Genomic DNA, 21138 nt, shown 5'->3' with positions numbered 1-21138 from the left:
TACAGAGATATTTTGTGTACTGAGCTGTTTTTCATTTTTTGAGGGTAAACTATGATATAATAAGGAATCGAAAAGTTAAAGATCGGTCAAGGTTACTTAAAGATCAGTATAAATGGAGGGCATATGAAAGTTAAGATAGAGATTATCGACATGAGTGAATCTGGCGAGGGGATTGGAAAACATGAAGGACTTATTGTCTTCGTTCCAGACACAGTTCCGGGTGATGTGGTAGAATGCGAGATTTATGAACAAAAGAAAAATTATGCAAAAGCGAGAAAAGTGAAACAAGTCAGTGCATCAAAATTTCGAGTTGCTGCACCTTGTCCATGGTTCAGCCAGTGTGGCGGATGTCAACTACAAGAGCTTAAATATGAAGCACAATTGAAGTTCAAAACTCAGCTCGTTGAAGATGCACTTAAACGCATTGGTCATTTTGAAGAGGTGAATGTAGAGCCAATTATAGGCATGAATGAGCCTTTCAGATATCGTAATAAAGGATTCTACCAGGTGCAAGGAACATTTCAGCACCCAATTATTGGGTTTTTCAAGAAAAACTCACATGTGGCAGTCGATATTGAGGATTGTTTGTTACAAGACAAGCAAAATACTGAGATCATTAAGACGATTAAGCACTATATGAAAGAATTCAAAGTGTCACCTTACTCGACTAAAACCAAAGAAGGTACGATTAAGAGTGTGATGATCCGAAAGTCGGAATCAACCGGTGAAATCATGGTAGTTATCGTAACTGCTGGAAAAAAACTTATGATGTCAAAAGTACTTGCAGACTTACTGGTTAAGGCAAATGCTCAAATTGTATCTGTAATTCAAAATATTTTACCGGGACAAAGCATGAGTGGTTTAGGTGAAGAAAACAAGTGTTTGTACGGTAAAGAGACGATTACAGACAGAATAGGAAAGCTCGAGTTTGAACTGTCTGCGCATTCATTTTACCAAGTCAACGCGAAACAAACGGAAGTGATGTATCAGAAAGCCCTTGAATTTGCAGCACTTACAGGAACTGAAAATGTCTATGAACTCTATTCTGGAACAGGAACCATCTCGTTGTTTTTAGCGCAACAAGCAAAACAAGTATACGGCGTCGAAAGCGTAGAAGAGGCTGTTATCAATGCACGTGCAAATGCTGTGAAAAACAATTTATCAAATGTCCAGTTCGTTCTAGGTAAGGCAGAAGAAGCATTTGTCGCTTTATATGAAGAAGGACGTACAGCAGATGTAGTAGTGGTAGATCCACCACGCTCTGGCTGTGATGTGGCAGTCCTTGAAACTATCCTGAAGATGTCACCACAGCGAATTGTCTATGTTTCTTGCAAACCGTCTACATTAGCGAGGGACTTAAAGATTCTTTGTGAAAGTGGAATGTATCAAGTGAAACAGGTGCAGCCTGTGGATGTTTTTGGGCAGACGACGCATGTTGAATGCGTGGTGAAGTTGGAGAAGCGGTAGAAGTAAGTAATAGGAATGATTAAAACCACTGAGTGTTATAAAGACGCTGAGTGGTTTTTCTTATATGAACTAAAGAAAGTAACGACTTAAAACAGACAGTTTGTCTTGTGGAGCATTGTAATAGAATTGTTAGAATACATTTATACGTAAAGGAAGTTTATTTCGTAAAGAAAATCAAGGTATTCAGTTTATTCAGATGATGAGCAGGGTATAAAATATTTATGATAATCGTTATCAATTACAACAACATAAAAGAATTTAGCATCTCAACCAAGGAGGAAAATCAATGAAAAGAATCCATTTAGAACGAAAATTCAATCTAACACCAGAATATTTATGGGAAATGATTGTAGATTCAGATCACTATCGCAAATGGTCAGAAGCTTTTCATGAAGGATCAGATTTCGACGGCAAATGGATTAAAGGACATAAAATCCGCTTTATTTCTGAAGATGAAAATGGGCTTCAAACGGGGATGCTCTCTGTAATCGAAGAGTGCAACTATCCCACATTTATATCTATTAAGCATATTGGTTTAGTGATGAATGGTATAGAAGATTACGAATCCGAAGAAACAAAGCGATGGACACCAGCTTATGAAAATTACACTTTAACACCCAGTGATGATGGTGGATGCATCTTTGCTCTCGATCAGGATATGGTCGAAGAAGAGATTCAAGGTTTTATAGAAATGTGGGAAAAAGGTTTTGATTATATGCAAAGGTTAATCGATACTCAAGCATCCTTGGGTAAAGTGATTACCCTAAGAGAAAAGTCGTCCCTAACCCCAGAAGAAATTTGGCAAAAGCTCGTAACGCCAGAAAAAGTGATGACTTGGAACTTCGCTTCGGAAGACTGGCATTGCCCAAAGGCAAGCAATGAGCTTAAAATCGGTGGAGAGTTTCACTATGAAATGGCCTCAAAAGATGGGGAAGTGTCTTTTGACTTCTGGGGGCGTTACACGGTCATTGAGCCCGCTAAAAGATTGTATTTTACACTGGGTGATGGTAGATTCGTGCGCATTGATCTGATACAAAAACCTTATGGAACACTGATCGAAGAACGATTCGAAACAGAAACTACGTTTTCTTTAGACATACAGCGGCAGGGGTGGCAAAGTATTCTGAGTCATCTTGCCAGTGATGTTACCGTATGATAAGAGTCAGTCATTAATAAAGGTCAGCTACTTAGGCAAGGTCACGCTATGGCGTTATGGAGATATTTTATTATACATCAATGGATTGCAACTAAACATTATTCGATATAAAAAAAGATATCCGCGAAGATCATTAGATTCTCACGACATCATTTATCTCTTCACAATGCACGTGGAAACGATGATTCTGATGACGCGCAGTGGTTCGGGTGAGAAAAAGTAGAGTTTTACCACAACATATAGTGATTTTGTCTGAGGTTTGGACAAAAAACAGACGGAAAAATGACGTTTATGTCCCCGAAAAAAGGCGAAAATATAGATGATATAGTCGAAATCGAAAAAAAACGATGGTTTTGCTTAAGTTTTGATAACACAATTGAATATATAAGAAATGAGTAATTATGAGGCAAAGTCTACTGGTCAATTAGAAAGACCAATCAGCATTGCCTCATTTTCTTGTCTAAAGCACAACGTGAGCGATGTCAGATTTATAACTGGTTAAAGTCGAGTAGTAACAAAAAGGTGCGTACTTTTATTTTGTGTGTAATTAAGTATACTTTATTTATAAATCGCATGAAAAGGAGATTATTATGACACAAAATATTTCTTGGATGTTTGAGCTTACATTGAAAGAAGGACAAATAGGCAACTTTAAAAAAATAATGGAAGAATTGGTTGAGGCGACAAGTAAAAATGAGCTTGGGACAATGGGCTATGAATGGAGTATCAGTGAGGATCAAAAGAAATGCCATATCAATGAACGTTATAGAGATTCAGAATCAACACTAACCCATTTAGCAACTTTTTTAAGTCAGTATGCAGCAAGGTTAATGGAAACAGGTAATGCAACAGAGTTTGTCGTTTACGGAAATCCAAACGATGAAGTAAAAAAATATTAGATGGTTTCAATGCCATCTACATGCAACCTATAGGCGGTTTCATTCGTTAATTTAAGAAATGATTGCCTTATAACAACATAGATAATCCATAAAATAAATCAAAAAGAAGAAACCCAATTGCAGGGTTTCTTCTTTTTTTAGAAACTACTATTCAATTGTAATAGAATCCTTATAGGCCATTCCCCACATTTCCATTGAAGTTAAGATTGGGCGCATAGATTCTCCAAGTTCGGAAAGTGAATATTCAACACGTGGCGGTACTTCAGGATATACCACTCTGATGATAATGCCATCTGCTTCCATTGAGCGTAAACTGTCAGTTAAAATCTTTTGACTTATTCCCTCTAAACTTTTTTGTAGTTCATTAAACCGCCAAGGGCGTGCTAATAAATTTCTCATAATTAGCAGTTTCCACTTGCTCCCGATTAATTGAACAGTGGTTGCAACTGGACATGCAGGTAAATCTTTCTTTGGAATCATATCATACCTCTCCTTTATGTGATGTTACATTAATATTTTATGTTACATTAAATTTTAATGTGTTGAGAACAATGCGTCAAGTAAATTGATACATGGTATAAATGCTAGAGTGATTTCGAAAAAAAAATAATCCGTGAAACCGTTGAAATTATCCTTTAGTTACAAAATTGTGCGTATCCAAACAAAATAGTGCGTACTTATATGACTTGGAATAAGGCAATAAAATAAGAATCACAAGGACGATAACAGACCTTGAATAACTTATGGAGGTATACATTATGTCATTATCTAATTTATCTGATTGGAACCAAAAGGAAGCTGCTTCTTCATGTGGTGCATCTGATAAACCAGCAGCATGTGGCGCTTCTGACAAACCAGTGGAAGCTCCTGCTGCTTGCGGTGCAGCTGACAAACCTGAAGAAAAGCCATCTGCATGTGGTGCTGGAGAAAAGTAAACCCAGACTTCTGTTATCGGTAGGTACACTACCGATAGCACTTGCCTATTATTTTCGGATACATCCGAATTCATATAGATATTGCATATTAAAGGAGTACTAACAATGAAACAATATTTTGCTTTTCAGTGGCACATCACGGATGAATGTGATCAAAGATGTAAACACTGTTATATTTTTTCTGAAGACAATTGCAAGCCATTGGATTCTATGAATTGGAACCAGATTCAGCAAGTTTTTGATAATTGTATTGATATGTGTGAAACATATAATAGATTGCCCTATTTTTACATCACAGGGGGAGATCCAATTCTACACCCAAACTTTTGGGAACTTCTCCAACTTCTCAAAGATAAATTGATTCCATTCACCATACTAGGAAACCCCTTTCACTTATCGGATGCCGTGTGTAAGAGGTTGAAAGAATATGGTTGTGAAAAATATCAGTTATCCTTAGATGGTATGAAAAAAACCCATGATTGGTTCCGTAAACCGGGATCATTTGATACGACGTTAGAAAAAATTGCCTGTATTAAGAAAGCGGGTATTCGTTCAGTCATTATGTCTACCGTTTCTGGAACAAACATAAATAGTATTCCTGAAATTATTGACACTGTGGTAGAGCATGGTGTGGATATATTTGCCTTTGCACGTTATTGCCCTACAGGTGAAGAAAAGAAAACGGGAATGACACCTCAGGCATATCGGAATTTACTTGAAATCTGCCAAAGAAAATTTGATAAGTATGAGTCAGAAGGTTGCAATACCTATTTCAACAAGAAGGACCATCTTTGGACACTTTACGATTACGAGAAGGGTAACTTTAAAAGTCCCGAAGGTGTTGAAGCGGGCACAATTTATGGTGGCTGTAATTGCGGAAATTGCCATTTGACCATTCTCCCTACTGGTGATGTTTATGCTTGTCGGAGGTTTGAAAGTAAGGTTGGCAATGTCTTTGAAGACAGGATTGCAGATGTGTGGGTTTGTGATCAAATGGAATCCTATCGGGATTATACAAAGTTTAAAAAATGTTCTAAGTGCGAGCTTATAAGTTTCTGTAGAGGCTGTCCTGCTGTAACCTATGGAACAACTGGTGATTTTTATGGTGCAGACCCACAGTGTTGGAAGGAGGTCGATCTTTTATGACCCTCATGAAAGCTGTTTCATTGTCCGTTCCAACAAAAGGGAAGGATATTACACTAACTGAAAGAAATATACCAGAGGTTAAACCAGGGTGGGTCCTAGTTCGCGTCTATTCTTTTGGGCTCAATCATTCAGAAAAATTGCTGCGATTATCAGAAATAAATGCATCCTATATCCATAAACCAATAATCCCAGGAATTGAGTGTGCTGGTGAAATCATTGACCCATCAGATACCTCATTTCAAGTAGGTCAAAGGGTCATTGCACTAATGGGGGGAATGGGGCGCAGTTTCGATGGAAGTTATGCAGAGTACGTTTTATTACCGGCGCATCATGTTTTCTCAGTGAAGACGGATTTGACTTGGGTACAGCTTGGGGCCATACCAGAAACCTACTATACAGCTTGGGGTTCATTATTTGATTGTCTACATTTGGAACGAAGTGACAAACTTCTGGTCAGAGGTGGAACTTGTCCACTAGGATATGCAGCGATACAGATTGCAAAGACTCTAGGTTGTGAAGTGGCAGCCACAACTCATCGGATAGACAAATTCGATTTACTCAACGATTGTGGTGTAGATCAGATTGTTCTGGATGATGGCGAAATAAAAGGAAAAGTTTCTGGCATCACCAAGGTACTTGAGCTTGTTGGGGCAAAGACCCTGAGAGACTCTCTTAAGAGTATAGAGTCAGCCGGCATAGTCTGCAATACGGGTATTCTAGGTGGTCAGTATGCTCTTGTTGGATTTGACCCGATAAAAGAAATCCCAAACGGTGTTTACTTGACTGGCTTTTATAGCAACAGCCCAACGCAAAAAGCTATTGATAAGATGATGAAATTTATGTGTAAGGATAATCTTTCTCCACATATTGGCCGTGTCTATGATTTTTCACAAATAGCTGAAGCAATTGAAGCATTTGATTCAGGAAAGGTCGATGGCAAAATTGTTATTAGTGTAGTTTAATAACCTTTTTCAAATATGAGGCATCAATGAATAAATTGGCTTTATTAAAAAAACTCAATAATATGCTATTAGAAGAAATGCCACAGTACGTAAAATTTGCATCCCATTATTCAAATGAAATATATTCTCAACGGCAACTATTTCGATCTCTTATGAATGTACGTCCTCCAATGGTTTTAAGCGAAGAGTATATTGAGCTACAGAACATACTTCTTTCTCTTGAGAAAGAGGAGCGAGATGTAGTTGATGTGTCAGCTTTACCGAATACATTTCATCCAAACATCATATTGTGGCGTGGAGACATTACAAGGCTTAGTTCGGACGCTATTGTTAATGCGGCGAATAGTGAACTCTTAGGGTGTTTCCACCCTTGTCACAGCTGTATAGACAATGCGATTCACTCAGCCGCAGGATCACAGCTGCGTGATGAGTGCAATCGAATTATGAAGAAACAGGGATTTGAGGAGCCAACGGGACAGGCCAAGTTAACAGGAGCCTATAATCTACCTAGCAAATATGTTATTCATACCGTCGGGCCAATGATATCAGGATTATTGACTGAACAAGATTGCAAACGATTGAAATCCTGCTATTGGTCTTGTTTGTCACTAGCCGAAGAAAACCAGCTCAAGTCCATTGCATTTTCCTGTATTTCCACAGGAGAATACCGATTTCCTCAAGAAGAAGCTGCAAAGATTGCAGTAAATACGGTAAGGCAGTATTTTAAAAGCAACCCTAGTGAAATGAAGGTGATATTTAATGTCTATAAAGAATCAGACGAAGCCATCTATCGAAAGGAATTGGAGTATGATTGAAAAACTTCAAGAAGCAATTGATCAGGCAGAAGCGGTGTTAATAGGGGCAGGAGCTGGATTATCAACATCTGCAGGTTATACCTACTCGGGTGAACGGTTTCAAAGATTTTTCCATGATTTTAGTGAAAAGTACGGAATCCAAGACATGTATACCGGTGGGTTCTATCCGTTCGAAACTATTAATGAACATTGGGCATACTGGAGTCGATTTATTTATTATAACCGATACAATTTAGATCCCCAAAATGTCTATAAAGATTTGCTACAAATGGTTAGAAAGAAGAACTATTTTGTTCTAACCACTAATGTAGACCATCAGTTTCAATTGAGTGGATTTGACAAAAATCGTCTGTTTTATACGCAGGGAGACTATGGCCTTTTCCAGTGTGCTACACCATGTCACAAAAAGACCTATGAAAATGAAAATGTCATTATGCAGATGGTTCTAAATCAAGTCGATATGAAAATCCCAAATGCTCTGATACCAAAGTGTCCAATCTGTGGGAATCAGATGACGATGAACTTACGTTCCGATGACAGATTTGTTCAAGATGTGGGCTGGCAAGTAGCCGCTAATCGATATGCTGAGTTTGTTCAAAGGAACCAAAATACTCGAATACTATATTTAGAGCTAGGCGTTGGCTTTAATACGCCAGGCATTATCAAGTATCCGTTTTGGAGAATGACTGCTCAAAATCATAAGGCAATTTATGCATCTATCAATCTGGAAAAGTCAAGTTACCCCAAGGAAATTGAATCTCAAGCAATTTGTATAGATGCTGATATTGGTTATGTATTACAGGGTCTGAAATTATAAAGAACAGATATATATCGCCGAACAAATAGGTATTCTTTTGATCCAAATAGAGTAGTGGTTGGTTTTCTTGAATCGGATCTTAATGATTCGTTTTCGAGAAAATACCCCTCCGCCAAGGCACCCAATGAGTCCTCACGAGATCATTTATGACTACTCAAGACACGTGGAAACGATGACTATGATGACACTTAACAATTTGTTTGGTATAAGAATTAATTTGACATTTTAAAAATCAGATGTTATGATTCAATAAAAGTTGCAACTTTTCATTTAAAACAGCATAACAAAGTTTTCTAGGGTTCCGCAGTGTAAGCTGGTCAGGTCCAAGAGAAAACGCACAATGAGTTGTGTACACGGAAGGATAAAAGCCTGGGAGATATTTTAAATAATATTTCCCAAGGCTTTTTTTTATTAGAAATTATTAAAAAATGAACATGGGTATTTAAAAAAGGAAAAGGAAAAGATTCTTACGACTGCAAAATTTATTCCTATCACCATGGTTGTAATATCTGTGGAAATTGCATAATTACCTTTTCGGTGTGAAAATCATGTGTTGATAAAATTAAATGGCTCAATCACGCCATTTCAAAAATTGAGATTCTCACAAATAAGAATTATACAATTTTATAATCCAATTTAAGGAGGAAGAGTCATGAAAAAATTTATCATTGAAGAAGCATTTTGGGAAGTCTTTCCCAATGCGAAAATAGGGATTATTTTGGTTCAGGGCATAAATAATCATTTAGGAAATTCCGAACTCTATGAGCAAATGTTATTATCATCAGAAAAAGAAGCAACCAAGTTTTTTGTCGAGCCAGAGTTTAGTAACAACACTGTCATCAAGGTGTGGCGCGAAGCTTTTCAACAGTTTAAAACTAAAAAGGGTGCAAGATCTTCAATAGAAGCACTACTAAAACGAGTGAACAATGGCAATCATATAGGAACAATCAATCCATTGGTGGATTTGTACAATTCAATTTCAATGAAATATGCGATGCCATGTGGTGGAGAAGATATGGATACTTTTGTAGGGGATGTGAAACTCACAAAAGCAGCTGGAGGCGAACCTTTTATTACACTTGGGAGCGATGAAGATGCACCTCCTTATGAAGGAGAAATTGTCTATAAGGACGATGCGGGAACAATTTGCAGATGTTGGAATTGGAGAGAATCGGTAAGAACGATGTTGACCGAGAAAACAGAAAATGCTTTTCTGTGCATTGAACTTATAGATGAGAAAAGGGAATCTGAGTTTCATGAAGCTTTGAAAGAATTAGCAGAGCTAACACAGAAATATTTAGGTGGTTCGTACAAGTTACATGTTTTAGATAGAGAACATTTTGAGATTTTTATCAATTAAAACTATGCTTTTTTCTCATTTATGTATATCCTGATGATTGTACTTGCAATGTTTTTAGATGTCATTATTATAAGAATGTATCGCAATAAGAGCATTCCAGTTTATCATTTGATAGCGGTTTTAATATTAGCAGCTGGAAGCTTTACCAAATTAGGGTTAAGTATTTATGGACTGTTTACGAAATCAAGTGATAAAACGCAGTCGCTTTTGTTATCATCATAATAGGGATCAAAGGAATCATAACGGTATCTCGATGGATGAATTGAAAATGCAATGGCAGGCATTAAGAATCGGTTCAGATACTCATGACACACAACATTTAGCGGATCATAGTTCTGATGTTAAAAAGGAACTAAAAAAGTTAGGTTTTAATAAATACTGTACTTATGAAAAAATGATACCGATTTATCACGAATTATAAGCACTTCGATTTATGCAAAATCATACTATACTTATCAAGAAATGCTTTGCTTTAAAACTTCAGATAGTTTAAAACAAAAATGACTACCGTCTAATTTTTCAATAAATTAGCCCGATAGTCATTTTTTTCTATTACCAATAGCACTGTGATAAATCGACGGACTTCATTAAAATTAAAGTATAACCTAAAACGACATAGAAACATTAGTTTAGGGGCTCATTATAAATCAATTAACAAATAAGTTAAGAGGAGATATTTCTATGAAGAGAACATTAAAATCAGTCGTGTGGACCTTTGTGTTTGTGGCAATGATTATGATGCAGATCGCTCCTGGATTTGCTACAGACGGTCCAAGCGCTGTCATTAGCGCAGGTAAAGGTTTAACTTTTGTGATTAAAAAAGATGGCAGTCTATGGGGCTATGGAAGTTCAATAGGCGGTGTTGGAACGGGCAATAAAGAAACTGTGACGAGTCCTGTAAAAGTGATGGACGATGTAAAATCGGTAGTAACCAATGACATGACGAGTTTTTGTATTAAGAAAGACAATTCATTGTGGGCATGGGGGAAAAACGGAGGTAATTTTGGCAATGGAGATAGCAAAGGAAGCGACGTTCCAGTTAAAGTTTTAGAGGATGTCGAAATGGTTGCTTCAGAAACTGAATACACTCTTGTTATCAAAACGGATGGATCACTGTGGGGTACAGGAAATGTTCCCGGGATGCTTCCAGGATTTGATGGGTCAACTGTTTATGAGTTCAAACCAATTATGGCTGGAGAGACATTTAAGTTCATCTCTGTTTGTGGTTATTATGCCATGGCAATAAAAGAAAATGGAGAACTCTGGGGCTGGGGGAATAACGGTTACTCAGCACTTGGAATAAGTGGTGTAGATTCTATCAAAGTTCCTGAAAAATTAATGGATCAAGTGGCATTTGTTTCGACGAGTAGTTTTAACTCAATGATCGTTAGAGAAGATGGCTCATTATACATGAGTGGTTCAGGGTATAATGGAAAATTTTACGATGGTCAAAAAGTAGTGACTATGATCAATGGCGATGGAATTGTTAGAACGCCTATTAAAATTATGGACAATGTTTTATATGCACAAACAGACGGAAATCGCTGGATGGTGGTAAAAAAAGATGGATCACTTTGGTGTTGGGGATCGGATGCACAATTTGGACTGATGGGTCCACTTACAAAAAACACCATGATTCCGGTTAAACTAATGAGCGATGTGAGTTATATCTCAAACGGATCTAGACATTTGATCGTGCTCAAAAAAGACCAATCGCTTTGGACGGGTGGACAAAATGCTTCGGGTGGAATTGCAGGTCATGAAGCAGCTTACAAAAATTATCCATTACAACTTGATGTAAAAGATGTCATGGATGCTCCTGCTGCATGGGCATTTAACGATGTAAAAGAAGCCATAGAAAAAGGCTTAATTCCAACAGAACTTCAAAGTGATTATGCGAAACCACTTACGCGAAAAGAGTTTGCAAAATTAGTTGTTACTTTAATTGAAAAAAAATCTGGGAAAAGCATCAACGACTTTGTTGCTGAAAAAGGACTTAGCATACCCGCTCAAACACCGTTTACAGATGTCGACGATTTCTATGTGAATGCTGCGTTTAGTTTATCTATATTAAGTGGTGTTGGAAATAATCTATTTGCACCAGATAAGAGCATCAATCGTCAAGAAGCCGCTAAAATGCTAACTTCTACTGCAGAAGTACTCGGATACCAAACAAATGCGACGATGCCTGTATTTGCTGATGTGGATCAGATTAGTCAATGGGCAAAACCTTATATTGGCTATATGTTTGAAATTGGTGTTATGAAAGGTTCCAACAATCGTTTTGATCCAAAGGGCACTTATGTGAGACAAATGGCATTTGTTACGATGAATCATATTTTTGATAACTTAAAGTAAACTGTGATGAACAGAAAAATCAAATGAGACTGCATGATTTTAATAAGCGATGATGATAAGCGAGTTTTATGAGGTAACTTAGGATGGTGAAAATGAAGAGAATTATCATATTGAGTTTGATCTGTATTTTCGTACTTATGACAACTGGATGTCAAAGTGTGACGACTCCAAAGCCACCGAGTTCAGCTCAAGGTGGCGATGCTGCAAGTAGTGGTGCTGCGGATAGCTCGCTAGGTGATTTTGAAGATCATCCGGAAATTACAGATAATATTGACAGTATTATTGTAGACATTTCTGATGCACTCGGCGAACCACCAGAGGATGTGGTCGGATTTGGCGTAGGGTACAGAAGAAAAACAGCGATTAATCCAAGTGAAAATGAAGCATTACTGTCTTTATACAAGTCAAAAGCAGCAACTTTTGAGGTGTATAACATGGGCTGTGATGCATTTTACCAATCCGTGAATAATACGTGGATCGGCAAGGCGGGGTTTAATAAGTACGATCGATTGGGTAATTTAGACAAGTCAATTGGCAAAGCAGAGTTTGATATTGTGAGTCTCGATAAAACAGTTAAAAATGCATCCTCTGAAAAAGCACAAGCAGAAATTGATCGAGGGAGTATTTATGCATACTGGATCGTAAGTCTCCCGGATGATAATGATTTAGAAGGTGTCGTTTACGATCGAGGAGCAGATCATAATTTGGATCCTGTAAAAAAAGGCGTTCTACACTTCGAGAGAGTGGGTCCAGGTCCATCTTCAGTAGACGTACAAGTAAAGGTGGATGAGGCTGGAAAGTATACGGTTGAAGGCGAATTAACTGCGGGTCATTATAAGGTAAGTTTTGATCCGAAAGATGGCAAAGAAGAAGAAATACTCAACAATAACTGGCTATATATTCCTGGAGAGACACCTACTCAGGATTGGGAAGTTCTGGTGAGAAAGACTTATACAATTACGTACGACATCATTCATACTGCCGCTAGTGATAATTCCAAACTTTTTGAAGCCCATATGGAATGGCATCATATCCCGATCGATTGGAGCGTAGAAAGTGAGGAAGCACTTGAATTAGGGACACTACTGAGCTTTGACGGTATGTACTGTTTAACGCATGACTATTATGAAAACAATGTAGATGCACTAGAGCCACCGGATGAATCAGAAGATGAAAATGAAACGACGGGAACACCTGGTTATGAACCAAGTGTTCTTGAAGAAAACTCGCCGAAGAGTAGTGACGGATCAATCAAGATCACTCAAAAACCAACGCTATCATTCTTTAGGGCAAACAAAGGCAGTCTTTATAAAGAAGACGCATATTATATGAATTTAGAATATGGGGTATCAATGATAACCGGTGGTATGACAATCGATGTGCCACTTGCATTTGAAATCAGCCCATTGCCATATGACAATGAAGTTCAACTCTCAAAACAAGGATGGGGCGAACTTGCGAGAATTGCAAGGCTAAAAGATGAAGCGATAGAAGATTTAATTGAGAGTGACTCACCACTTGTTTTAACGTACGAAGACAAAGCACCCAATACGATTCGTGTCAAAGTTACTATAAAACTTGAAGAATAAAAAGTTCATGACAGAATGAACATAAAGAGGAGAATGTAGATGAATAAAAGAATTTCGATTATCCTATCAATCATCTTGATTTTGGGACTCATGATATCAATAACGGCTTGTGGCAATAAGGATGAGGAAAGTTCAGATGATCTCTTGGACCTTGCGAGCCAGTTAAATGAAGAAGCAGAAAAGTTAAAAGAAGACGTAGAAGAAATAAGCGAAGATGCGGAAAGTGCATCGGGCGTACTTGAGTATAGCTGGCCAGATGAAGCAAGTGTTTTCGGAGTTCCAGAATTAGAAGCGGGTAAAATAGAAGGATTAGGAATCACCAACAAGTCTATTGCAGTTGGTTATGCCGAGTTAAAAAAAGAAGACATCATGAATTATATCGATCTATTAGTCAGCGAAGGGTTTGTAGAAGGAATACAGTATCCAGGTGGTACGATGTGGAACTACTTTAAAAATAACGATGATGGAGCAGTAGATGTAACGATTGCATTTGGCGGTACAGATGGTAGAGCTTCTATTGTCATCAATCCTCAAACTGAAAGCATGACAGCATCGACTGAAGCATCTAGTGAACTTAAATGGTTAGATGCGATTCCAAAAGAAGTCCCTGAATTTTCTAAAGGGACCATTAAGGAAGCTATTAACAGCGATATGTTCATAACCATGGAATATGATGATGTAAAATCAGCCGATGTCGAGGCGTATAAAAAACAATTAATCGATGCTGGATTCAAGCTTGATGAAGCAGATTCGTCAGAAAACAGAACACAATTTGAGAAGGAAGATGTGGCGAAAATGTCGATCATTATTATTGAATTAGATTTTAATGATGGCTATCTAATTTTATCCATTGCATCGAACTAGGAGCGATTACAACAGTCTCCTTATTTTCAAATAAAAGGGCAGCTTAGCTGTCCTTTTTGATTTTGTATTTATGAAATCCTTGTAAACTAGAGTTATATATGACACTATAATAAGGTGAAATAGTTTCACTATAGCATCTAAACTTATGGAGAACATATCTATGTCAAAAAATGATCAAATGTTGGCAATCCTCTGGATGCTGAGTTCAAATAAAAAAATAACGGCAAAGCAAATTGCTGAAAAACTAGAGCTCAATATACGAACTGTTTACAGGTATATGGACTCTTTAAGTGCAAGTGGTGTGCCAATCATATCAGATTCTGGTCACAATGGCGGGTATTCCATAATTGAGGATTTTCACGACGCGCCTTTGATTTTTGATCTAGACGAGAAAAAGGCACTACTTTATGCAACTGCTGAAGCCCAAAACTCAGGATATCCTTTTAGTGATGCATTGAACCGAGCGTTGGAAAAACTAAAAAGATACTCAACCGATGAACAAGATGCCATTTTGACACGTCATTTAACGAGTTTTGAAGTTTCAAAACAGCAGATTTCTATGCAACTTAGGGAATTGATCGAACAGTTGACAGCAGCAGTAACGGATGAACAAACAGTCGAAATAGACTATCGGACTAAAACTGAAGACATACACCAACCCAGAAAGATCAATCCATATGGGGTTCTGTTTTGGCGAAATAAATGGTATGTGGTGGGATTTTGTCATCTTAGGCAAGCGATACGGAGTTTTAGAGTTGAGAGAATCCGCCAATTAACAACTTTAGAGAGTCACTTTGATCGTCCAAAGGATTTTTCTGCAAAAGAATTTTTTATGAATAGCCTGTTACCAGAAAATGAGCGCGGCGCGGATAAAATTTCACTAGTGATTACAGGCAGAGCAGAGTCATTGGATGACCTTTGTAATCATTGGTTGATGTCGTATTACTTAACGGAAAGAACTTTAAATCAAGCGATATTTGTGATGGAACCGACGGTTTTACTTACATATGTAGCGCCTATTATAATGACGTACGGCAAATCCATTCAAGTGTTAAGTCCAGAAAGTTGTAAGCGAAAGTTATTTGAATTGGCATCAGATTTAATGAAATATTATCAAATAGATGAATTTAACTGACAGTAAGTGTCAGTGAATGTATGGTATTCTTAAAACAATGATAGACTAATTTAAACAAACAAAATAAGGAGAAAACACATGAAAAATACAGCATTAGTGGTGATTGATCTTCAGAATGACATCACAAAAAACTACAAAGAAATTATCGACAATGTCAATGGTGCAATCGATTGGGCAGTTGATCAAAATATGACCGTTATTTATATTCGGCATGAAAATATATCGCCGGGTACAAGAACATTTAAGCCCAATACTCAAGGGGCTGAGCTCGTTTCAGACATGAAAATCGTATCCGATCATATTTTTACAAAAGTGAAAAGCAATGCATTAACGAGTGATGAATTTGCTACATTTATTAAGGACAATGCACTGGATACTTTTTATATTGCTGGTGCCGATGCAACGGTATGTGTCAAGTCAACGTGCTTTAATTTAAGAAAAGCAAATTATACAGTCAATGTGTTTTCAGATTGTATAACGAGTTATGATAAGAAGAAAATGGGCGAAATGCTCGAGTATTATGAATCTAAAGGTTGTCATGTGATGACAATCAGGCAATTACTATGAAAAAGGTGTCGATAGAATGCATTTCATTAAGGTGAAAATTTCTTAGCAATTACAGTCAAGAAAAATAAACCTCATTAGATTATACTCTAGTTGCAGGAGGTGAAAAAATGGATTCAGTTGAAGACGTGCAAGCTATTCAAAAGATGCAAGCAGTTCAGAGGATGCAGGAGCGAATTGAGCGATGCATACATCAAAAAATCACGTTAAAAGAACTTGCGAATGAAGCCGGGTATTCTCCTTGGCATGCTGAGAGGATTTTTAAGGAAATCACGGGAAAAACGCCTTTTGAGTATATTCGTGCCATGCGATTAACTCAAGCTGCGCTTATTTTACGTGATCATGATGAGCGAATTATTGATGTCGCACTTGATTTTGTATTTGATTCACATGAAGGGTTTACACGTGCTTTTACAAGAGCATTTGGACTATCACCAAGTCAATACAATAAAAATACGCCCCCGATTCAACTGTTTATGCCGTATAAAGTTTTTGATACCTACCGAGCATTTCATAAAGGAGAGAAAACAATGAGTGAGACAATTAGAACAAAATCCGTTTTTGTACAAGTGATTGAAAGACCGTCGCGCAAAGTACTTATAAAAAGAGGAATAAAAGCAAAAGAGTATTTTGCCTATTGTGAAGAAGTAGGTTGCGACGTTTGGTCGGTTTTGACAAGTGTTAAAGAAGCACTTTATGAACCAATCGGTATGTGGTTTCCGAATCATTTGATTCAATCAGGTACTTCTCAGTATGTACAAGGGGTCGAAGTTCCAATATCCTATTCAAATGAGGTTCCAGAAGGCTATGAACTGATAGAACTTCCACCCTGTAAAATGATGATTTTCCAAGGTGAACCTTATGATGACGAGGATTTCATGGAGGAAATTGGAGCGGTTTGGGCGCATATTGAAAAGTTTGATCCAACACTATATGGATACAAATGGGCACCAGAAATTGCACCAAGATTTCAACTTGCACCTATGGGATATAGAGGATATATAGAAGCAAGGCCTGTTCAAGAAAATTAAACATAAGAAAACAAATTAAGTCGGTTTATTGAAGCAAATGAATCCATAAAGTTGAGGACAAAATGTATGGAGATTAAAAGACAACTGGAAGTATTAATTGATGAAAAATACGATAAGTTATATGCTTGTGCATACCGAATGTTGGGCAATCATCATGATGCCGAGGACGGCTTACAGAATGCATTGCTAAAAGCCTATAAAGGATTGGATCATTTTAGAGGCGATTCGGAGCTGTATACGTGGGTGTATAGAATTGTTATGAATGAATGTAATCGTTCGTATCGAGTCATAAAAAAACTTCCAGTTGTCAGAATTTCAGAAAATTTAGGGATGAGTGAGTCTGAGTTTTTTTCGACGCTTAAGTTTACTCCAAACTTTGAGGATCAACTTATTATGGATGAGATGCGAGAAAAATGTTTGCATGCATTTTTAAAGTGTCTTCCTAAAAATCAGAGAATTTGCTTCATCCTTAAATCATGTTTGCATCTTAATTATGATGAAATCAGTCAAGTCATGAACATCTCTATCGAAAATGTGAAAGTGACACTATATAGAGGTCGTAAACGACTGCAAGAATTGTTTGAGATGCGCTGTAGTTTGATCGATCCAGAGAAGCCTTGCGAATGTCACCTATGGATTAAGTATATGAAAGATCATCATTTGCCACTTCCTAGCGGATATCATCAACCTAAAACAGAGACTTTAAAAACAGAACATTATAATAATATGTCCTTAATCCATAAAATGGACTACCTCTACACAGTTGAAGCAGTCATATCAAAAGATGAATTTATCGAGAATCTGAAAAAAATTACTGAAAACATGTAACTTTTTACGTCTTCAAAGGTCTAATTATATATCACAGGGAGTGTATACGACCTGTAAAAATATAAGGAGGCTTTCGAAATGAATAAAATAATTGCACCATGTGGTATTGATTGCTTTAACTGTGAAATGTTTGAAGAAAATGTGACGGACGAATTTCAAACTAGACTTTCTGAGAGCATGCATATTCCTAAGGAGTACATCACCTGTAAAGGGTGTAAGGATGGAAATGTGTGTCAGTTTCTCAAATTAAGTGGTAAAATATGCAAAACACTTGATTGTGTACAGCAAAAGAACGTGACGTATTGTTTTGAATGTGACGGTTTTCCTTGTGATTTGTTGATGCCATTAGCAGATGGCGCATCAAAATTCCCTCAAAATATCAAACTTTATAACCTGTGTTTAATGAAAAAAATTGGGGTAGAAAAGTGGGCTGAACAAGCAAGTGACATACGAAAAACTTATTTTACGAAGAAGATACAGATTGGTGAAGGTGGGAGTAAATAATCTGAATCCTATCATAGAATGTAAATGTAAGAGGATGATTCCGAGAAAGTTCGGAGTGATTCTCTTTTTTTATGAACTTCCAGTTTGACAAAGGATTTTTGCTGATGTATAATGAATGATGATTTATTCATCCAAAAGGAGTCTGAAATGCCCAAGTCTAAAAAACAGTGTGAAGAAATTAAAGAACAAACAAAACAAAAAATACTTGAGAAGTCTATTTTATATTTTTCTAGAAATGGATTTTCTGGAACGAAGATAAGTGATTTATGCCAATTTATCGGTATAGCACCTGGGAGCATTTATAACTATTTTGAGTCAAAAGAAGAACTCTACGATGAAATAAGAAAAATTGCTAAGACTTTTGATATTGATCCGATGAAAAATCTTCTAAAACTGCCTTTTGATGCGAGAACGAAAATATTATATCTGTCAAAGTACATTATTACACAGTTAGAAAGCAATCAGATGTTTGCAGCACAGATTGCACTTGGAACACAAGACGCGTTAGAAAAAAATCAAAACCATGCATCACACTTGCCTTATGAACTGGAAGTGTACACATTGCTTCATACTTTAATCGAAAAGGGACAAAGCGAAGGAACTGTCGTATCAGGAGATGTGTTGAAACTGGTCGATTATTACTGGAGCGTTGTGTACTTATATGCACTTAAGAAACTATTTACTGGAAATGAACTCATGATTCGTTCAGATGATTTGGCAAGAATCGTCTTAAAAGATCCGACAAATAAATGACTAGTCATACAATGACAAATCATATAATGACAAATCATATAATGACAAATCATATAATGACAAATCATTCAATGACAAGTCACTCAATGACAAGTCACTCAATGAAAAGTCACTCAATGACAAGTCACTCAATGACAAGAAAAGAGGGATAACTTGAAATTAATAAAGCAAATTAAAAACTATATGCTGCCAATTATGATGTTCTTGATTTTTGAGAGCATCGCCGTTATATTGTGGCAAACACTGGATAATGCATTTTATTTATACAACTTTACCTATATTGGTGGTTTCATATCATTGGGATTATTTCTTTATATAAAGAAATTTAAACACGCGCGATTGATCGTTCAATTGGGTGTAGGTCTATATATGTTTTTATATTTAGGCATCATTTCTAGAGAAAATATGCAGATTGAAAGATTTTGGTACTATCTTTTTTTAGGTGTTTTTGAAGCGGCGACCATTCATTATGCTGTCGCAAAAATTTTTGGACCGTTTCTGTTCGGAAGAGGTTGGTGTGGGTATGCATGCTGGACAGCGATGATCCTTGATTTGTTTCCATTTAGGACGCCAAAAACAGGTCGAAAGTCAATTGGATATATTCGTTACCTGACGTTTCTTGCGTCGTTTCTATTTGTCATGGGGCTATTTGTATTTAAAGTATCAGGAACAGAAAAAATCATTTTTTATAGTTTTATCATAGGAAATTTAGTTTATTTTTTAGTGGGCATCCTGCTGGCATTTGCCTTTCGAGATAACCGTGCTTTTTGTAAATACATATGCCCAATTCCTGTGTTTATGAAGCCTGCAAGTTATTTTTCCGTTCTTAGAATCAAGATAGATAAGAGTTTATGCAATGGATGTAATCTATGCAAAAGAGTGTGTCCAATGAATGTGGATATGACCAATTCGTCTAGAAAAAGAGCGAATGGTACAGAGTGTATTTTGTGCTTTAAATGCATTGAGCAGTGTCCTCGAAAAGCCTTACATTTATAATGACCGGGAGATTGAGTGATGAAAAGACATGAAAAAAGACATCAAAAAAGACATGAAAAAAGACATGAGAAAATTCAAAAATCAGATACTTCTTCTTTTGAAAATGTAAAGCGAAAACGTTCACTGAAAAGAATACTATTGGTTATTATAAGCATTATTTTAATTGTCATTTTAACGGGAGTTGGCTACTTTTGGAATCGATATGCAAACAAAAATAGTTTGATTGCAAGATTTGAAACCCCTGAAGGTCAAACAGTTTACTTACTTGGAACTATTCATAAAGAGCATTTTAATAAGTATCTTGGATATTCCATGGAAGATATCGTGAGTGCAATTGAAAATTTAGACGTGGACTCAGTTTTCATTGAAGCGAGAGAAGTCATTTATGAAGAGTATGGTGTGGTAGATGGCCCTGTTGATATGGCTGTGGCCTATAGTTATTGCGAGGAACATGGCATCTCAACAGAAATGATTGACTGGTGGGTTGTGGACAATGACTTCAAGTCGAACTCTACGAATCGAAAAAGAGATGATCGAATATTTGAGAATATTACGCGTAAATTAGAACAGATTCCACAAGGTAAAAAAGTACTCGTAATCTGTGGTTCTGGTCATTTTCATGAACAGTATAGCAGATTTGTCAAAAGCGGATTTATAGCAAAATCGATTCAAGAGAAAAGTCAGATTTTCAAGAGTTCCTCATCAAAATTTGAATATCCAGTAGGAATAGAAGCGGTTTGGGAAAAACGTGCATTTTTTTACGCCTACACACTACCTGAAATTGTATCAAAGGATGAACAGCTAAATCCGGAGATTCAAGCAGAGTTTACAGAAGGGAATCATGATGCGTTTTATATAGATCAAACGACCTATTGTGATTTATTTAGAAAGAATCAATTGTTCGAGTAAAAGCGGTCTGATCGGTTATGACCAATTGAAGGACAGGTAGACGAACAGGT

21 protein-coding genes and 1 riboswitch are annotated in these 21138 nt (G+C 36.9%); of the genes, 20 read left to right on the top strand and 1 reads right to left on the bottom strand.

Going from position 1 to position 21138, the window contains the following annotated elements:
• The first annotated feature begins 123 nt into the window (after positions 1-123).
• The 3 genes from rlmD to ACZ41W_RS05945 all read left to right on the top strand — a co-directional run bounded on the left by rlmD (position 124) and on the right by ACZ41W_RS05945 (position 3522).
• On the top strand, positions 124-1467 hold the full coding sequence (gene rlmD / locus ACZ41W_RS05955; protein ID WP_464313971.1) for a 23S rRNA (uracil(1939)-C(5))-methyltransferase RlmD: 1344 nt from the start codon (positions 124-126) through the stop codon (positions 1465-1467).
• A gap of 286 nt (positions 1468-1753) precedes the next feature.
• On the top strand, positions 1754-2623 hold the full coding sequence (locus tag ACZ41W_RS05950) for an SRPBCC family protein (RefSeq protein WP_464313970.1): 870 nt from the start codon (positions 1754-1756) through the stop codon (positions 2621-2623).
• Positions 2624-3213: 590 nt separating this feature from the next.
• Entirely contained in the window at positions 3214-3522 is a 309-nt protein-coding gene (locus tag ACZ41W_RS05945) for a putative quinol monooxygenase (RefSeq protein WP_464313969.1), read from the top strand.
• A 147-nt stretch (positions 3523-3669) separates the two neighbouring features.
• Here the strand turns inward: ACZ41W_RS05945 and ACZ41W_RS05940 are convergent, their stop codons facing one another.
• Positions 3670-4002, bottom strand: coding sequence for a winged helix-turn-helix transcriptional regulator (locus ACZ41W_RS05940; protein WP_464313968.1), 333 nt, complete (start codon positions 4000-4002; stop codon positions 3670-3672).
• Between the two features lie 278 nt (positions 4003-4280).
• Between ACZ41W_RS05940 and acgA the strand changes: the two genes are divergently transcribed.
• The 17 genes from acgA to ACZ41W_RS05855 all read left to right on the top strand — a co-directional run bounded on the left by acgA (position 4281) and on the right by ACZ41W_RS05855 (position 21088).
• Positions 4281-4457, top strand: coding sequence for an ACGX-repeat peptide (gene acgA, locus ACZ41W_RS05935; protein WP_464313967.1), 177 nt, complete (start codon positions 4281-4283; stop codon positions 4455-4457).
• Positions 4458-4562: 105 nt separating this feature from the next.
• A complete protein-coding gene (acgM, locus tag ACZ41W_RS05930) occupies positions 4563-5603 on the top strand; it encodes a radical SAM/SPASM domain protein, ACGX system (RefSeq protein ID WP_464313966.1) in 1041 nt (346 codons plus the stop codon).
• Positions 5600-6565, top strand: a complete 966-nt coding sequence (locus ACZ41W_RS05925; protein WP_464313965.1) for an alcohol dehydrogenase catalytic domain-containing protein — start codon at positions 5600-5602, stop codon at positions 6563-6565. Before acgM ends, ACZ41W_RS05925 begins: the two co-directional genes overlap by 4 nt.
• A gap of 26 nt (positions 6566-6591) precedes the next feature.
• Entirely contained in the window at positions 6592-7380 is a 789-nt protein-coding gene (locus tag ACZ41W_RS05920) for a protein-ADP-ribose hydrolase (RefSeq protein ID WP_464313964.1), read from the top strand.
• Positions 7373-8197, top strand: a complete 825-nt coding sequence (locus tag ACZ41W_RS05915) for an SIR2 family NAD-dependent protein deacylase (RefSeq protein WP_464313963.1) — start codon at positions 7373-7375, stop codon at positions 8195-8197. Before ACZ41W_RS05920 ends, ACZ41W_RS05915 begins: the two co-directional genes overlap by 8 nt.
• A 282-nt stretch (positions 8198-8479) precedes the next feature.
• Positions 8480-8575: riboswitch (guanidine-I (ykkC/yxkD leader) on the top strand.
• Positions 8576-8849: 274 nt separating this feature from the next.
• A complete protein-coding gene (locus ACZ41W_RS05910) occupies positions 8850-9557 on the top strand; it encodes a B3/B4 domain-containing protein (RefSeq protein ID WP_464313962.1) in 708 nt (235 codons plus the stop codon).
• A 681-nt stretch (positions 9558-10238) separates the two neighbouring features.
• Positions 10239-11915 (top strand): S-layer homology domain-containing protein, encoded by a 1677-nt coding sequence (locus ACZ41W_RS05905; protein ID WP_464313961.1) that lies wholly within the window; start codon positions 10239-10241, stop codon positions 11913-11915.
• 92 nt (positions 11916-12007) lie between these two features.
• The gene (locus ACZ41W_RS05900) at positions 12008-13504 is read left to right on the top strand and encodes a hypothetical protein (RefSeq protein ID WP_464313960.1); all 1497 of its coding nucleotides are present in this window, start codon (positions 12008-12010) and stop codon (positions 13502-13504) included.
• 39 nt (positions 13505-13543) lie between these two features.
• On the top strand, positions 13544-14368 hold the full coding sequence (locus tag ACZ41W_RS05895; RefSeq protein WP_464313959.1) for a hypothetical protein: 825 nt from the start codon (positions 13544-13546) through the stop codon (positions 14366-14368).
• Positions 14369-14528: 160 nt separating this feature from the next.
• Positions 14529-15503: a helix-turn-helix transcriptional regulator gene (locus ACZ41W_RS05890; RefSeq protein WP_464313958.1), complete on the top strand. Its 975-nt coding sequence runs from the start codon at positions 14529-14531 to the stop codon at positions 15501-15503.
• 78 nt (positions 15504-15581) lie between these two features.
• On the top strand, positions 15582-16070 hold the full coding sequence (locus ACZ41W_RS05885; RefSeq protein ID WP_464313957.1) for a cysteine hydrolase family protein: 489 nt from the start codon (positions 15582-15584) through the stop codon (positions 16068-16070).
• A 107-nt stretch (positions 16071-16177) separates the two neighbouring features.
• Positions 16178-17098 (top strand): helix-turn-helix transcriptional regulator, encoded by a 921-nt coding sequence (locus tag ACZ41W_RS05880; protein WP_464313956.1) that lies wholly within the window; start codon positions 16178-16180, stop codon positions 17096-17098.
• A 66-nt stretch (positions 17099-17164) separates the two neighbouring features.
• On the top strand, positions 17165-17926 hold the full coding sequence (locus ACZ41W_RS05875; protein ID WP_464313955.1) for an RNA polymerase sigma factor: 762 nt from the start codon (positions 17165-17167) through the stop codon (positions 17924-17926).
• A gap of 78 nt (positions 17927-18004) precedes the next feature.
• Positions 18005-18430, top strand: a complete 426-nt coding sequence (locus ACZ41W_RS05870; RefSeq protein WP_464313954.1) for a DUF3795 domain-containing protein — start codon at positions 18005-18007, stop codon at positions 18428-18430.
• A 147-nt stretch (positions 18431-18577) separates the two neighbouring features.
• A complete protein-coding gene (locus tag ACZ41W_RS05865) occupies positions 18578-19183 on the top strand; it encodes a TetR/AcrR family transcriptional regulator (protein ID WP_464313953.1) in 606 nt (201 codons plus the stop codon).
• Positions 19184-19336: 153 nt separating this feature from the next.
• A complete protein-coding gene (locus ACZ41W_RS05860) occupies positions 19337-20179 on the top strand; it encodes a 4Fe-4S binding protein (protein WP_464313952.1) in 843 nt (280 codons plus the stop codon).
• A gap of 18 nt (positions 20180-20197) precedes the next feature.
• Entirely contained in the window at positions 20198-21088 is an 891-nt protein-coding gene (locus tag ACZ41W_RS05855; RefSeq protein ID WP_464313951.1) for a hypothetical protein, read from the top strand.
• The last annotated feature ends 50 nt before the right edge of the window (positions 21089-21138 follow it).

Source organism: Fusibacter fontis, assembly GCF_055378735.1.
This window is presented reverse-complemented; position numbering and strand designations above follow the sequence as displayed.

Bases quoted from the DNA above. Each gene is read 5' to 3' on its own strand.
- acgA (WP_464313967.1), top strand. From the start codon at position 4,281: ATGTCATTATCTAATTTATCTGATTGGAACCAAAAGGAAGCTGCTTCT.
- ACZ41W_RS05950 (WP_464313970.1), top strand. From the start codon at position 1,754: ATGAAAAGAATCCATTTAGAACGAAAATTCAATCTAACACCAGAATAT.
- ACZ41W_RS05885 (WP_464313957.1), top strand. From the start codon at position 15,582: ATGAAAAATACAGCATTAGTGGTGATTGATCTTCAGAATGACATCACA.
- ACZ41W_RS05895 (WP_464313959.1), top strand. From the start codon at position 13,544: ATGAATAAAAGAATTTCGATTATCCTATCAATCATCTTGATTTTGGGA.
- ACZ41W_RS05900 (WP_464313960.1), top strand. From the start codon at position 12,008: ATGAAGAGAATTATCATATTGAGTTTGATCTGTATTTTCGTACTTATG.
- ACZ41W_RS05875 (WP_464313955.1), top strand. From the start codon at position 17,165: ATGGAGATTAAAAGACAACTGGAAGTATTAATTGATGAAAAATACGAT.
- ACZ41W_RS05910 (WP_464313962.1), top strand. From the start codon at position 8,850: ATGAAAAAATTTATCATTGAAGAAGCATTTTGGGAAGTCTTTCCCAAT.
- ACZ41W_RS05945 (WP_464313969.1), top strand. From the start codon at position 3,214: ATGACACAAAATATTTCTTGGATGTTTGAGCTTACATTGAAAGAAGGA.
- rlmD (WP_464313971.1), top strand. From the start codon at position 124: ATGAAAGTTAAGATAGAGATTATCGACATGAGTGAATCTGGCGAGGGG.
- ACZ41W_RS05890 (WP_464313958.1), top strand. From the start codon at position 14,529: ATGTCAAAAAATGATCAAATGTTGGCAATCCTCTGGATGCTGAGTTCA.
- ACZ41W_RS05870 (WP_464313954.1), top strand. From the start codon at position 18,005: ATGAATAAAATAATTGCACCATGTGGTATTGATTGCTTTAACTGTGAA.
- ACZ41W_RS05920 (WP_464313964.1), top strand. From the start codon at position 6,592: ATGAATAAATTGGCTTTATTAAAAAAACTCAATAATATGCTATTAGAA.
- ACZ41W_RS05925 (WP_464313965.1), top strand. From the start codon at position 5,600: ATGACCCTCATGAAAGCTGTTTCATTGTCCGTTCCAACAAAAGGGAAG.
- ACZ41W_RS05865 (WP_464313953.1), top strand. From the start codon at position 18,578: ATGCCCAAGTCTAAAAAACAGTGTGAAGAAATTAAAGAACAAACAAAA.
- ACZ41W_RS05915 (WP_464313963.1), top strand. From the start codon at position 7,373: ATGATTGAAAAACTTCAAGAAGCAATTGATCAGGCAGAAGCGGTGTTA.
- ACZ41W_RS05880 (WP_464313956.1), top strand. From the start codon at position 16,178: ATGGATTCAGTTGAAGACGTGCAAGCTATTCAAAAGATGCAAGCAGTT.
- ACZ41W_RS05940 (WP_464313968.1), bottom strand. From the start codon at position 4,002: ATGATTCCAAAGAAAGATTTACCTGCATGTCCAGTTGCAACCACTGTT.
- acgM (WP_464313966.1), top strand. From the start codon at position 4,563: ATGAAACAATATTTTGCTTTTCAGTGGCACATCACGGATGAATGTGAT.
- ACZ41W_RS05905 (WP_464313961.1), top strand. From the start codon at position 10,239: ATGAAGAGAACATTAAAATCAGTCGTGTGGACCTTTGTGTTTGTGGCA.
- ACZ41W_RS05855 (WP_464313951.1), top strand. From the start codon at position 20,198: ATGAAAAGACATGAAAAAAGACATCAAAAAAGACATGAAAAAAGACAT.